The sequence below is a fragment of the Sinorhizobium medicae genome, assembly GCF_007827695.1.
Classification (GTDB): domain Bacteria; phylum Pseudomonadota; class Alphaproteobacteria; order Rhizobiales; family Rhizobiaceae; genus Sinorhizobium; species Sinorhizobium medicae.
Window position 1 is genome coordinate 220,560 of sequence record NZ_VITA01000006.1, and the last position, 13,709, is coordinate 234,268.

The window sequence follows — 13,709 nt, forward strand, 5'->3', positions numbered from 1 at the left end:
CCGTCGCGCGCCTTCGCCTCGCTTCTTCTTCTCGGCCTTATTCGCGGTTGCCGGGTTCGCTGAGGAGCGCCCGGCGGCCGAAAGCCTTGCCGGCACATGCTCCTCCAAATCCAGACAAGCTGAACCAAATCGCGCGGCCCCGGCAGCATCGGTCATCGCAATGCCCCGAATGATCGGCTATTGCATGCGGCAGGCTACGCTCCAGTGACGAAGAGAAGCTGAACATGATTTTGAAATCGCATTCCATCAAGACCGGCATGCCCGATGCGGCCGTGAAGTATCAGCCATACCCGCAGATTGCGCTGCCGGATCGCACATGGCCGTCCAAAGTCATTGCCGAAGCACCGATCTGGTGTTCCGTGGACCTGCGCGACGGCAACCAGGCACTCGTCGACCCGATGGGCCACGATCGCAAGGCACGCATGTTCCAACTCCTGCTGGACATGGGCTTCAAGGAAATCGAGATCGGCTTTCCTTCCGCGTCGCAGACCGATTTCGATTTTGCCCGCTGGTGCGTCGAGGAAAGCAACGTCTCCGAAGACGTGTCTCTGCAGGTGCTGGTGCAGTGCCGGCCGGAGCTGATCTCGCGCACCTTCGAGGCACTCGAAGGTGCGCACCGGCCGATCGTGCACTTCTACAATTCGACGAGCGAACTGCAGCGCCGTGTGGTCTTCGGCAAGGACGTCTCCGGGATCAAGCAGATTGCGACCGACGCCGCCAAGATGATTACCGACATGGCCGCGAAAGCGGGCGGCGGATATCGCTTCGAATATTCGCCGGAAAGCTTCACCGGTACCGAGCTGGAAGTGGCGTTGGAGATCTGCAACGCGGTGATCGAAATCGTCCGGCCGACACAGGACAACAAGCTCATCATCAATCTGCCGTCGACGGTCGAAATGGCGACGCCGAACATCTATGCCGATCAGATCGAATGGATGTGCCGCAATCTCGACAATCGCGAGAACCTGCTCATCTCACTGCACCCGCACAACGATCGTGGCACGGGCATTGCTGCTACGGAACTCGGTCTGATGGCCGGCGCCGACCGGGTCGAAGGGACGCTCTTCGGCAATGGAGAGCGCACCGGAAATGTCGATGTGGTGACGCTGGCGCTCAATATGTTCACGCAGGGCGTCGACCCCAAGCTCGACTGCTCGGACATAGAGCGGATCAAGGAGGTCTACGAATATTCCAACCAGATGGTCATTCCGGAACGGCACCCTTACGTAGGGGAGCTGGTGTACACCGCCTTCTCGGGCTCGCATCAGGACGCCATCAACAAGGGCATGAAGGCGATCAAACAGGCGAACAAGCCGGTCTGGGAGGTCCCCTACCTGCCGATCGACCCGCGTGACGTCGGGCGCAGCTACGAAGCGATCATCCGCATCAACTCGCAATCGGGCAAGGGCGGCATCGCCTATATCCTGCAAGAGGATTACGGTATCAATCTGCCCCGCAATCTCCAGATCGAGTTTCGCGAGGAGATTCAGCGCATCACCGACGAGGAGGGAAAGGAGCTGCCCTCGAAGCGCATCCATCAGCGCTTCATCGAAAGCTATGTCGACCAGCCGGGCGCCCGTATCAAGTTCGTCGACCACCACACCTATCCGGTGGGCGAACACAAGGGCCTGCGCGTCGTTGCCGCGGAAATTACGGATCGCGGCGAGACACGCCAGATCGAAGGCAAGGGCACGGGCCCGATCGACGGCTTCATCAATGCGTTGTCGATCTATCTCGGCATCGAACTTTCGGTGGCGGATTATTCCGAGCATTCGCTGCAGCATGGCTCGAACGCGGCTGCGATTGCCTATGTGGAGGTCGAGTATCCCGGCGGAAAACTCTTCGGCGTCGGCATCAACACCAATATCGTCGCCGCCTCCCTGGAGGCGATCGTCTCGGCTGCAAACCGGGTGTTGGACGTCATGGGAAGTGACGCGCTTGCGCAATCACGCTAGGCGGGAAATCCAATTTGTTATGTAGGGATATCCCGGAAAGGATATCCCTATGGCTCTCTACATCAAAGATCCTACCGTCGGCCTAATGGTGGAGCAAAATCGAGCGCGCCTGGGTGTCCGCACCAAGACTGACGCTGTCCGCATCGCGCTTCAGCACGAACTGGACCGCGTGGAGGAAGAGATTCCGCCGCGCGAAAAGATGGCCGCCTTGCGGCAACAGGCGCGCCACCGGCTCGGACCGCCCGTTTACGGCGTCGATATGAAGAAGCTCATGGATGAGCTTTGGGAGGAGGCCGAGTGAGCTTCGTAGACGCGTCCGCTATCGTTGCGATATTGAACGAGAAACCGGGCTTTAAGGAACTGGAAAAGCGCCTTGGCGAGGCGGCAGGGGGGGCTCTACGTTTCGCCGTTCGCGAGATAGCGATCGATTCCCACGCCGGCCTTGGCGCCCCCGTTGCCATGTCCCGATACGGGAAAGTCGCGGGCCACCCAGCCGCCTGAATATCGGCGATTGCTTTGCCTATGCGGCCGCCAAGGGGTACCGGCTATCCCTGATCTATAAGGGGAATGATTTCTCGCAAACCGACCTGGGTTAGTCAGCACACCTCGGGCAGGAGGTGGCGGGAAGGGTGGCCGCGAAGCCACAACAAACCTCAGATAGCAGCCGCCGCCGTTTCGGCAAGGTCGTGCAGAGCGGGATCGGATGACGGTCCGATCATCGCGAATGAGGCGCCTTCCCGATGCCAAGAGACCAGGCCGAGATCGCCGCGAATGGTTTCGATGAACGCGTCGGGTTGCTGTCCGTCGCCCTGCTGCAGAAACGAGATTGTGAAAACTTCCGCATCGCGATCCCGGTAAACGAGCTGGGCCGCCGGCTTGCCGTTCGCAACGAGCAGCCTCGCACCTTCGAAGGTCAATCCCTTGCGGTCGAGATCGGGGACGGTGAAGTTCACGCCAACGCTTGCGGCAAGCCACCTCTCGATCTCCGCGGACTGCGCAGCCGGTACTTCGACCAGGTGCTCCTTCTGGCGCGAATAGACACGGTGAGATCCGACGATATCGTCCATCCAGGGGCGCTGATCGGCTTCGTGCGTAGGCTCGGCCAGATCCGTGGCGCTGCCGAGGATGAAGCCGGCGGCGCCGCCAAGCAGGAAGAGGGCAGTGGACGCTGCAAGGATGCGCGGCCAAATGCGCGTGCTGCGTCGCGGGAGGCTGGCCGTCGTTACCCGCTCCGTCTTCGGATTGATGCCCGGCCCCTGCTTGATCTGCCGTACCAGCGCCAGCGGCACCGGATCATGGAGGAAGTTCTCGAAAGCTCCGCTTCCGAATGCACTGCCCGATTTGAGTTTGTCGAGCAAGGTCCTTGCCTCCTCATCGCGCGCCAGAAGAGCGTCAAGTTCGGTTCTCTCGTTTTCTCCCAGTTCGCCGTCGATATAGGCAGACAACCGCACTTCCAGCGCTAGCCCCTTCGTTTGCAGCAACGGTCAGGCCCTCCTTTCGGTACTCTCGGATAACATGGCTGCAAGCCTCAGCCGCGCCGTCGACAATCTGCTCATGACGGTGCCGACCGGAATGCCGAGGATCTCTGCCGTTTCCCGGTAACTATGGCCTTCGACATTGACGAGGAGGAAAACGCTCGCCAATCCCTCAGGCATAGAGAGGATCATCTTCTGCACCTGATTGACATAGACAGCCTTCTCGGCTGTCGCTTCGACGTTCAGTTGGTCCAGTTCGAAAACAGCGGCCGCACTGCCGCTGCGCACCTTGCGCTTGCGGATTTCATCCACCCACAGGTTGCGCGTCATCGCATAGACCCAGCTTTCCAGGCGACCGTCGCCATTCCAGAGATGGCTGCGTGCAATGGCGCGTTCGCAAGCCTCCTGGACGAGGTCGTCGGCGTCACTGGCGTTGCGGGTCAGCGTCATGGCGAAGCGACGCAATTTGGGCAGCAGGCTGACCAAATCCCGTCTGAAGTCCTTCATTTCTGCCGCTGGGCGCATTGCTCTTCCAGTGAGACGTGCCGGATCGCGCGTCCATTCGCGATCCGGACGCATCCCTCATGATATGGAACATTTGGTCCTAAGTCTGCAAGGGAAGAGCCGGAACGGAAAGCGGTTTTTGCATTACGTCCGCGATTTTCCCACAGGGCCGCGTTGACCGCCCGCCGGTTTGTGGCCTTTCAGAAAAAGGTCGTCTCGGCGAGTACCACGCCGGTTGCGTCGGGGTTGATTGCGTAGCGTTCCCGCGTCAGTCTCCAATCGCCCGGCTCGCCGTCCACGCTAAACAGATTATAGGCTGCGACGGGCTTGCTGCCGCCGGGTCCCTGCGAGGCGGAGGCGATGCCGATGACCGGCACCGGCCCCGCATGTCCCTTGAGCCAATAGAGCGAGTTGAGATGCGTGTGGCCGTGCAGAACCATTTCGGCCCCGCCGGCCGAAATGGTCGCGGCGAACCGGCGAATGCCGATCATCCGCTTGTGCATCGAGGTCGCGCCGCGGATCGGCGGATGATGGATCATGACGATGCGGAAGAGCCCGGCCTCGCCGGCCCGGCGCAGGAGGTTGACGGTCTCGCGCGCCTGCCGCGGTCCGAAATAGCCGCTGGCGGCGAAGGGGGGAGTGGCCACTGCAGTGGAGCAGCCGATGAGCGCAACCGATCCGCGCACCCGCATATAGGGAAAACAGGCATGCTTTTTGACCCAGCCGCTGGGGGCGTCATCGCCGCGCATGAAGGGATACCATGCATGCGTGGACTTCTCGTAAGCCCCCGGTACATAGGCGTCGTGATTGCCCGGCACAACGGAGATTTCGTCAGGCTCGCCGGCCTCCGTCAGCCATTCCGTTACGGCTTCGATTTCCAGGGACGATGCGAGATTGACGAGATCACCGGTAATCGCAAGATGATCCGGATCGCGCTTTTCGATGTCTTTCATCAGGCAGTCGAGCGTCCCGGGAAAGAGATGGCGAACCCTGTTCCTGTGCCAGTTGACGAAGCCGGTGATCCGCTTCGAGGCGAGTTCGCGGAGGGAGAGGTCCGGCAGTGGCCCCAGATGGACGTCGGATATATGCGCAAGTTTGAACATTAATCCCGTCTAGCGCATATTCCCGCCAAGGGGAATCGGTAATGGACGATACCTGCGGATGCGATATGAGGAGAAGCCGCATGGACGAGAGCCGCTGGCCGGGGGATCCGTCATGGCGGGTTCGCTTTCTGACGCGGTTTGCGCATCTGTATTTCGCCCTGGCGCGCGGCATGACGCTCGGCGTGCGGGCCGCCTGTTTCGACGATGCGGGGCGCGTGTTTCTCGTAAGGCATTCCTATCTGCCGGGCTGGCATCTTCCCGGCGGCGGCCTCGATCGCAATGAAACAGCGGTAGACGGCCTCGCCCGCGAGCTCAGGGAAGAGGGAAACCTCGTGCTGACGACAGCGCCGCAGCTCTTTCAGGTCTATTACAACCGGCGCACCAGCAAACGCGATCACGTGGTCTTTTTCCGCTGTGACAATGTTCGCCAGGAGCAGCCGAAGCGTGCCGATCTCGAGATCGCCGCCGCAGGCTTTTTCGCGCCGGACGAGCTTCCGTCGGACACGACGCCCGCGACCCGGCGCCGACTCGCGGAACTGGCGGGAACGGCGGTGCCGGACGCGTTCTGGTAGGAAGCCAGCCTTAGAAACGATCCCGCCCGTGCGGCGCTTCAAGGTCGAGCGCCGGCCCCACCGGCACGATGCCCGTGGGATTGATCGTGGTATGGCTGCAGTAATAGTGCTTTTTGATGTGGTGCATGTTCACCGTTTCGGCGACGCCCGGCACCTGGTAGAGCTCACGCAGATAGCCGTAGAGGTTCGGATAATCGGCAATGCGGCGGATGTTGCATTTGAAATGACCCACATAGACGGGATCGAAACGGACGAGCGTCGTAAACAGCCGCCAATCGGCTTCGGTCAAGCGGCCGCCGAGCAGGTAGCGCTGTGACCCGAGACGGCTCTCCAGTTCGTCCAGCATTACAAAGAGCGCCGTGACACTCTCCTCATAGGCCGACTGGCTTGTTGCGAAGCCGGCCTTGTAGACGCCGTTGTTGACCGTGTCGTAGATGCGCGCATTGAGCGCGTCAATTTCCGGGCGCAGTTCTTCGGGGCAGAAATCCGCCGTCGAGCCTGTGAGATGATCGAAGGCCGTGTTGAACATGCGGATGATCTCGGCGGATTCGTTAGAGACGATCGTGTTCTTCCGCTTGTCCCATAGCACTGGAACTGTCACCCGGCCGGAATAGACGGGATCGGCGCGAAGATAGACTTCCCAGAGTGCCCGCGAGCCGAAGAGATGGTCGACGGTGCCGCCGTTCTCGTCCTCGTCAGCCTGATTGTCGAATTCCCAGCCGTTCGCCAGCATCAGCGGGTCGACGACGGAAAGCGAGACGATACCTTCGAGCTTTTTGAGCTTGCGGAAGATCAGTGTGCGATGTGCCCAGGGGCAGGCGAGGGATACATAAAGATGATAGCGGCCAGCTTCCGCATCGAAGCCGCCTTCGCCGGAAGGGCCGGCCGATCCATCGGCGGTGATCCAGTTGCGGAACTGCGACTCGCTGCGCTTGAAATGACCGTTGGTTGCGCGGGTATCGTACCAGACGTCCTGCCAGACACCATTGACCAGTCTGCCCATGGCGAACTCCTTCTCGCTCGTTTCCTGACGCCATAGATAGCGCCGGGACGCTCGGCCGATAGATGTGAAATTTCGAACAGTGCGTTTTAGGCTTTGACCATGGGCAATTTTCTGCTATCGCCGAAAAGGATAGCTCTTTCATTTGGACGATCGTAACGATGATCCTGTCGGGAAGCCTGCGACGACGCTGATGCTGCAAACGCCCATTCGGGGCGAGCCATCCTCCATGTCCGTTCGCATGCCGGTTCTCGACACATGAAAAAGCACGATCTCGTCTATCTGACCGAAGACGCATCCCACGACCCAGCCATCGAAGTCATCAATGAAGAGGCCTTCGGCCCGGGTCGCTTCGCCCGCGCCGCCGCACGGATTCGCGAGCAGGGGCCGCATGACCGGTCGCTCTCCTTTATCTGCGCCGATGACGGCGAAACGATAGCGTCGGTGCGGATGACAGCGGTAACGGCCGGTTCCGTGAAAGGACACCTGCTCGGCCCTCTCGCTGTCCGGCCCTCGCACAAGAACAAGGGCATCGGCCGGGAACTGGTCCGCATTGCAGTGGATGCGGCGCGTCGGAGGGGCTCCGAAGCGGTTATCCTCGTCGGCGATCCGCCCTATTACCAGCCACTCGGTTTCGAGAAGGTCCGTCACGGAGCTCTCGAATTTCCGGGTCCCGTCGATCCGGCGAGGGTTCTCGTCGTGCCGATGGCGCCGGACGTCCACGCGCGGCTCGCGGGCGTGATCGCCTGGCGGGATGACGGTGCTGCGCCTGATGCCGGCTTCGCCACGCGGTCGGAAGCGCAAGGGGCGGCTGCCTGATCAGCCTTGCCGGAACGTGAATACATCGAGGCCGTGATGTCCCACGTTCTCCTCATGCCGAGACCAGCCAAGCACCTCGTAGAAACGTCGTTTGGCCGGTAGCGCGCAGAGGTAAACCGTATCGGCCCCCGTTGCGAGTGCCGCGTGCGCGGCGTCGCGGACGATTGCGCCACCAATTCCGGGCCGGCGGAACGGCGGGTCGATCCAGACGGCAGCCACCCAGGGCGTGAAATGCGGGCGCTCCTCGAGATCCGAAACGATGGCCGATGCGGTGCCGACAAAGGTCGAGCCGTAATGGGCTACGAGCGCGAATGGCAGCGGCTTGCCGGTGAGATTCTCCCGAACACGCTCGCTGATGTGCTCCAAAGGAAATCCCGCGGGCTTCCACCAGGCCCGCCACACGCGGTCAGCCACGTCCACTGCGAGATGAGGCACCGCGCGCAGGTTGGAAATCGTGATGTTTTCCACCGTCACCGGCCCTCGCGGTACCATGTGGCGGAGATAAGGAAGAGCAGTGCGGCCAGACCGAAAAGGCCTGCGAAAAGCGACAGGGAATCGATGCCTTTAAGGACCGTCTCGTCGGTCATGCGCAATGACAGGCGCTGATCGTCTGCGACGCGGACGGCACCGCGGACCGGAAGGACCGGCGGGAGGTCGACGGGCCCGTCCGCGTCCGCGAGACGACGTACGAGTCCCTTGGTCTTCTCAGCCCATGGCTGGATTTTTTCTTTCGTGGAAATCGCTGCCTTGAACTCGGGCGCATCGACATTGCCGACATGGACGAGCGTGGTCAATTCGTCGTTTGACACTTCGAAAAGGCCGATTTCATCGGTCTCGACCTCAGCCTTGTAGAGGCCGGGATCGCGTTGCGTGAGTGTGACTTCCTGCGTTCGGCCGGAAGGGTAGGTGAGCGTCGCCTGCCCGGGGTCGCCTTCGATCGTCTGGCGCGTGATCTCGAGCGTGCGCCCGATTGCACGGGCCGTCAGCGCCTCCTCTTCAAGCGCGGGTTCCTGCATCAGCCAATGTGCAGTGCGTCGATAGAGCGAGACATGGGGCCCGCCGCCTTCGAAACCGCGTGCCCACAACCAGCCCTGGTCGGACAGCAGCATGGCGACACGTCCTTTGCCGACCCGGTTGAGGACGAGCAGCGGCTTGCCGTCCGCCGCCTCCATCACCGTCTGGCCGAGCGGTCTGTCGACGTCGACGGTACGGAACCAGCGGCCCCAGGCCGGCGGCTCGTCCGCGGCCCCCTCGAGCCCGCGGGTGACCGGGTGCATTTTCCCTTCCTCCGAAAGCCGTGGGAAGAACGCTTTCTCGTTCATGACACCGGTCGGGGTGGCCGGCAACACTGCCGCTAGCGGGGTCGCGGCGATCGAATCGTCGCCGGCATGCTCCGGCCCGGCCGCGATCAGCAATGCGCCGCCGTTCTCGACGTATTGAGCGATATTGTCATAGTAGAGGATCGGCAGCACGCCGCGGTGCTGGTAGCGATCGAAGATGATGAGATCGAACTCGCCGATCTTGTCGACGAAAAGCTCCCGTGTCGGGAAGGCGATGAGCGAGAGTTCGTTGATCGGCGTGCCATCCTGCTTCTCCGGCGGCCGAAGAATGGTGAAATGAACGAGGTCGACGGCTGCATCGGATTTCAGCAGGTTGCGCCAGGCACGCTCACCCGCGTGGGGTTCGCCGGAAACGAGGAGGACGCGGAGATTTTCGCGGATGCCATCGAGCACATGGACGGCGCGGTTGTTCGTCTCCGTCACTTCTCCGGCGACCGGGCCGACGGCGAATTCGAGGATGTTGTTGCCGCCACGCGGGACGGTGAAGCTGAATGGTACGTCCGTGCCTGGTTCCGCCTGTTCGGTGGCGATTTCGTTGCCGTTGAGGCGGATCGTCACCTCGGCGCTGCCGCCCGGCGCTGCGCCGTCATCGACCACCCGGAAGGTCATCTTCTGCTGTTCGCCGACGATTCCAAAGCGGGGGGCACTGACGATTTCGATGCGTCGGTCGAATTCGTCCGGCTCGCCGCTGATCAGTGCGTGGACGGGGGCCTCGAAGCCGAGCTTCTGGTTGACGTCCGGCACGTCGTGGATCTGGCCATCGGTGATGAAGATCGCACCGCCAACGCGGGCGGGAGGCACATCGGCAAGTGCCGTCGCGAGCGCGCCGAAGAGCTTGGTCGAGGGTGCCTCGGTCTCCTCGCCGTCGGCAGCTTCAACGATGCGCGCCTCGATCTGGGGAAAGCGCGCAAGGCGTTCCTTGAGACCCTCGAGCGCCTGGTCCGTCTGTGCGCGGCGATCTCCGTTCTCCTGGCTCTGGCTGCGGTCGACAACGACTGCGACAATGGTTGAGAGCGGCTCGCGCTCCTCCTGGAAGAGGACGGGATTTGCGATGGCAAGGCAGAATGCAGCCAGCGCCGCGGCTCTGAGCCAGGCTCCCCGAACGCCGCGCCAGACGCCGAGCGCTGCGAGAACAGCCGCGGCAAGCGTCAGTGCCGCGAAATAGGGCCAGGCAATAAGTGGCGAGAAATCGACTGTCATGGCCCGGTCCTCATTGTCCGAGCCGCTCGAGCAGCGCGGGCACGTGCACCTGATCGGCCTTGTAGTTGCCGGTCAGCATATACATCATGATGTTGACGCCGGAGCGGAAGGCGTATTCACGCTGCATTTCGTCCGGCGGCACGGTCGGCAGCAGAGCGACTCCGTTCGAGTCGACCGCCCATGCGCCGGCAAGGTCGTTGCCGGTGATCATGATGGGCGTCACACCGTCGCCAGGCCGCGCCGGCCGGTTGCTCGTCTCCTCGCCATTGTCCAGCTGCGCCTCGATCCAGAGTGGGCTGCCTGTATAGCGGCCGGGAAAGTTCGTCAGCAGATAAAAGGCCTTGGTCAGGACATGATCGGCTGGAACCGGCTCCAGCGGCGGTATGTCGAGATTGCCGAGGATAGCCTGGAGGCGTTCGGTGTTCTGGCTGGTGCCGTTCGATGAGGAGCCGAGCGAGGAAAACTGATCTCGCGTGTCGAACAGAACCGTGCCGCCCGCGCGCATATAGGCGTCGACGCGGCTGACGGCTTGCGGGGACGGCATTGGAGCAGTGGCGGAAATCGGCCAATAGATGATCGGGTACAGGCTCAACTCGTCCTTGGTTATATCGAGGCCGACGGGTGCCCCGGGCTCGAGCGTGGTGCGATAGGTCAGGAAATCGGTAAGCCCTCTCAATCCGCTTTCGGAGAGGCGGTCTACGTCCTCTTCGCCGGTGACGACATAAGCGAGATGTGTGGTGTCCAGCCGCTCGAGGATACGTTGATCGTCCGGGCGTGCGTCGTCGGCAAAGGCATGCGGCGGGGCGAGGACGAAGGCCCCGGCGAGAACGACGATGATTGCCGAAGCGGCCCTTGCTATCCGCGCGCGCGAAAAGACTCCGCCCATGAAGAGGACGATCAGTGCGTCCGCAAGCAACAGAAGCAGCGCGATCGTCATCAGGGCCGGCTTCAGCGACCAGCTTTCGACACCAGTCAAGCGCTCGGAGGTGTGAGGGCCGGCGGCGGTCATGTCGATCCGCTTGAGCTCCGCGTCGCGCGGCAGGAGGTTCAGTGCCGTAAAGCCGTCTTCCGAGCCGTAAAGCCCCGGAGGGTTATCGGCTGTTGCGACCGGTGGCTTCCCCGGCACGATCTCAAGCGGCCGGACATTGCCGGTCTCGGCGATGAGCACTCCGTCCGCGTTCAGCAGCCGGTAGGGCGGCAAGGTCTGGGCCTTTACGGCCTTCCCGTCGCTTGCAATGCCGCCGCCCCGCGAAAGCTGGACGCTGCGCCGGAGCATCTCAACGAAATGCCCTGATATCGGCAGGTTCGACCATGTGGCCTCGGCGCTGACGTGAAAGAGCACGATCCGGCCCGTGCCGCGCACCGCCGTCGTGACGAGCGGTGTGCCGTCGGCGAGATTTGCCCATGTGCGCTCGGCCAGATCGGCCGTAGGCTCGGCGAGAACCTGCCGCTTGACGAGAATGTCGGTCGGGCGTGCCATGCCGGCAAACGGGCTGTTGCCCGGATAATCCGCGAGCGGCTGCGGTTCTGACCAGGAGAGCGCGCCGCCGAGCGCACGCTCACCCTGCCGAAGCGTGACCGGGACGAGCGGATCGTCGGCTGGTGCGGCGGCGAGGCGCGGGCCGGCGAAGCGGATCAGCGTGCCGCCGTTTTCGATCCATTTTGCAAGCAGGGGATACGTCTCTTCCGGCAGCCTGCCAATGTCGGCCATGATCAGGACCGACGGGCGCTGCTCCAGGAGTTCCGGGATCGCAACGGCGAGGTCGTTCTGGCGGGGCTCGATCAGGTCCGCATAAGGGGCGAGCGCCCGGTTGATATAGTAAAGCGGCGAGAGCAAGGGCTGCGACAGGTCGCGTGCCTCGCCGCTCAACAGCGCCACGCGCCGGCGTCGGAAGCCGTCATCGAGGAGATGCTGGGCGCCGGCCGTTGCTGCTCCTTCGATGCCGATTCGGGCGAAATCGTTGCGCAGTTCGAACGGGGCTTCGATCGTCCCCCTGGCCGTCGCCGCACCGGGTGCGAAGTCGATCGTTCCGCTGGCAATCGCGCGGCCACGCGTATCGAAGGCGACGATGGGCAGAGATCGGCCGTCGTCTGTCTTCAGCCGGCTCGCCGTCACAGCCATGCCGCCGGACTCGTTGCTCGTCGCGGTAAGCGCCACCGCCTCGCTGCCGTCCGCCTCGATCACCTTGAGATTGGACGCGCCCATCGCCGCCAGCCTCTCCATCGTTTTACCGTCGCCACTTGCGATGCCGTCTGTGATGAAGGCCAGGGTAGCTGGAGGGGCGTCCTCGAAGGCCGTTTGCAAGGCTGCGATCGCGGATGCCCGGTCGGCAGGCAGAGGCTCGGGCCTAGCCGCAGCAAGCCTGTTGCGCGCTGCGCTCGCCGAGCCGGGGGTCGCATCGTGCTGACGCTCTCCGGTGAAGACGACCGAAATCGCGACGTCCCTCGATTCGGCGTCGTCGATCAGCGCCGAGGCCGTTTCGACACGCCGCTTCCAGTCGGGCGCCGTCGCCCAACCGTTGTCGATCAGCAGTGCCAGAGGTCCGGAGGTTGCGAGCGTATTGCTGCGCGGATTGAAAACGGGGTCGGCTATCGCGAAAATGACGGCCGCCGCCATCAGCATTCTGAGAAGCGTCAGCCACCAGGGGCTTTTCGAGGGCGTCTCCTCCCGCTTCATCACCGAAGCAAGGATGCGCAGCGGCGGAAAGATCTCGGCGGCCGGCCGTGGCGGCGTCATGCGCAGCAGCCACCAGATCACCGGCAGTGCGATGAGTGCCGCCAATATTGCCGGGTTCGCAAAGATGAAGGAGAGGCTGCCGATCATGAGACCCCTCCATGTGTAACTCGGCCCGGCATGCCGGAAAGATACATATGCACCGCGACCAAAGCTTCCGATGCCGCCCGATCCGTCCTGTGCGGAATAAAGGTCCAGCCGAGATGGCGCAGGCTCGTGCCGAGACTTTCGCGGCGAGCGCGATAGGCGCGCTGGTAATCCTCGCGCAGGATTTCGGCGCGCCCGGCTGTCAGCTTCTCACCGGTTTCAGGGTCGGTGAACTCGGTCCTGCCGGCATAGGGGAAGACTTCCTCGGCAGGGTCGGCGATTTCCACGACGTGGCCGCGCAGGCCTCTGCGGGCGAGTGGTCCAAGTCGCTCCATTATCGTGTCCGCGGGATCAAGAAAATCGCCGATCAGGACCAGGTCGCTGGCACCGCGTACCATTCCCGTATCGGGCAAACCCTCCGACAGCGGGCTATGCATGATCGCGGTTGCCAGCCGCTCGGCGGCGTTGCGTGCCGAAACCGGCTCCATCACCCCCGGGCAGCCGATCCGTTCGCCGGAGCGGGCGAGAATTTCGGCGAGCGCCAGCATCAGGACCAGGGCGCGGCTCTCCTTCGAAACGGCACCCAGCGTTGACTTGTACATCATCGAGGGCGAGAGATCGGCCCAGAGCCAGATCGTATGCGCTGCCTCCCATTCGCGGTCGCGGACATAGGTGTGGTCGTCCTTGGCGGAACGGCGCCAGTCGATTCGCGACAGGCTCTCCCCATTGCTGTAGGGGCGGAACTGCCAGAAATTCTCGCCGATGCCGCGCTTGCGGCGGCCGTGCCAGCCGGTGATCACCGTATTGGCGATCCTTCGCGCTTCGACGAGACAGTCGGGCACGAGCATTGCGCGCTGCTGCGCGCGCGACAGCACCTCACCGGAAGGGGTACGCGCGACGATGTGCCCGATCGAGGCCAT

The 13,709-nt window shown here is 62.9% G+C and carries 12 protein-coding genes and 1 pseudogene; 5 read left to right on the forward strand and 8 right to left on the reverse strand.

Annotated elements, in window-relative coordinates; genetic code table 11:
* The first annotated feature begins 224 nt into the window (after positions 1-224).
* From leuA to FB009_RS12775, 3 genes and pseudogenes are all read left to right on the forward strand, one after another.
* Positions 225-1,955, forward strand: a complete 1,731-nt coding sequence (leuA, locus tag FB009_RS12765) for a 2-isopropylmalate synthase (protein ID WP_012066510.1) — start codon at positions 225-227, stop codon at positions 1,953-1,955.
* 49 nt (positions 1,956-2,004) lie between these two features.
* Complete coding sequence (locus FB009_RS12770) at positions 2,005-2,256, forward strand: type II toxin-antitoxin system VapB family antitoxin (RefSeq protein WP_012066509.1); 252 nt, start codon at positions 2,005-2,007, stop codon at positions 2,254-2,256.
* Positions 2,253-2,551 (forward strand): annotated as a pseudogene (locus FB009_RS12775) (type II toxin-antitoxin system VapC family toxin). The gene FB009_RS12770 and the pseudogene FB009_RS12775 overlap by 4 nt, the downstream one beginning before the upstream one ends.
* A gap of 57 nt (positions 2,552-2,608) precedes the next feature.
* Here the strand turns inward: FB009_RS12775 and FB009_RS12780 are convergent.
* The 3 genes from FB009_RS12780 to FB009_RS12790 all read right to left on the reverse strand — a co-directional run bounded on the left by FB009_RS12780 (position 2,609) and on the right by FB009_RS12790 (position 5,037).
* The gene (locus tag FB009_RS12780; RefSeq protein ID WP_012066508.1) at positions 2,609-3,436 is read right to left on the reverse strand and encodes an anti-sigma factor family protein; all 828 of its coding nucleotides are present in this window, start codon (positions 3,434-3,436) and stop codon (positions 2,609-2,611) included.
* A 3-nt stretch (positions 3,437-3,439) separates the two neighbouring features.
* Positions 3,440-3,955: an RNA polymerase sigma factor gene (locus FB009_RS12785; RefSeq protein WP_024310744.1), complete on the reverse strand. Its 516-nt coding sequence runs from the start codon at positions 3,953-3,955 to the stop codon at positions 3,440-3,442.
* Between the two features lie 179 nt (positions 3,956-4,134).
* A complete protein-coding gene (locus tag FB009_RS12790) occupies positions 4,135-5,037 on the reverse strand; it encodes a metallophosphoesterase family protein (protein ID WP_011976410.1) in 903 nt (300 codons plus the stop codon).
* A gap of 80 nt (positions 5,038-5,117) precedes the next feature.
* Between FB009_RS12790 and FB009_RS12795 the strand changes: the two genes are divergently transcribed.
* Positions 5,118-5,609, forward strand: a complete 492-nt coding sequence (locus FB009_RS12795; RefSeq protein ID WP_011976409.1) for an NUDIX domain-containing protein — start codon at positions 5,118-5,120, stop codon at positions 5,607-5,609.
* Between the two features lie 10 nt (positions 5,610-5,619).
* Here FB009_RS12795 and FB009_RS12800 read toward each other — a convergent pair whose 3' ends face one another.
* Positions 5,620-6,612, reverse strand: coding sequence for a glutathione S-transferase family protein (locus tag FB009_RS12800; RefSeq protein ID WP_011976408.1), 993 nt, complete (start codon positions 6,610-6,612; stop codon positions 5,620-5,622).
* Positions 6,613-6,867: 255 nt separating this feature from the next.
* On the opposite strand from FB009_RS12800, the gene FB009_RS12805 reads away from it, so the two are divergent.
* Positions 6,868-7,428 carry a GNAT family N-acetyltransferase gene (locus FB009_RS12805; RefSeq protein ID WP_011976407.1) on the forward strand — a complete coding sequence of 187 codons (561 nt, stop codon included), beginning with the start codon at positions 6,868-6,870 and terminating at the stop codon, positions 7,426-7,428.
* On the opposite strand, the gene FB009_RS12810 is transcribed toward FB009_RS12805, so the two are convergent.
* Genes FB009_RS12810 through FB009_RS12825 form a run of 4 tightly spaced genes read right to left on the reverse strand, consistent with a single transcriptional unit; the run spans position 7,429 to position 13,709 of the window.
* Positions 7,429-7,920, reverse strand: coding sequence for a GNAT family N-acetyltransferase (locus FB009_RS12810; RefSeq protein ID WP_011976406.1), 492 nt, complete (start codon positions 7,918-7,920; stop codon positions 7,429-7,431).
* Positions 7,899-9,968 carry a membrane protein gene (locus FB009_RS12815; RefSeq protein ID WP_018013020.1) on the reverse strand — a complete coding sequence of 690 codons (2,070 nt, stop codon included), beginning with the start codon at positions 9,966-9,968 and terminating at the stop codon, positions 7,899-7,901. The genes FB009_RS12810 and FB009_RS12815 overlap by 22 nt, the downstream gene beginning before the upstream one ends.
* Before the next feature lie 10 nt (positions 9,969-9,978).
* A complete protein-coding gene (locus FB009_RS12820; protein WP_102045246.1) occupies positions 9,979-12,792 on the reverse strand; it encodes a DUF4159 domain-containing protein in 2,814 nt (937 codons plus the stop codon).
* Positions 12,789-13,709 carry a DUF58 domain-containing protein gene (locus FB009_RS12825; protein WP_011976403.1) on the reverse strand — a complete coding sequence of 307 codons (921 nt, stop codon included), beginning with the start codon at positions 13,707-13,709 and terminating at the stop codon, positions 12,789-12,791. Before FB009_RS12825 ends, FB009_RS12820 begins: the two co-directional genes overlap by 4 nt.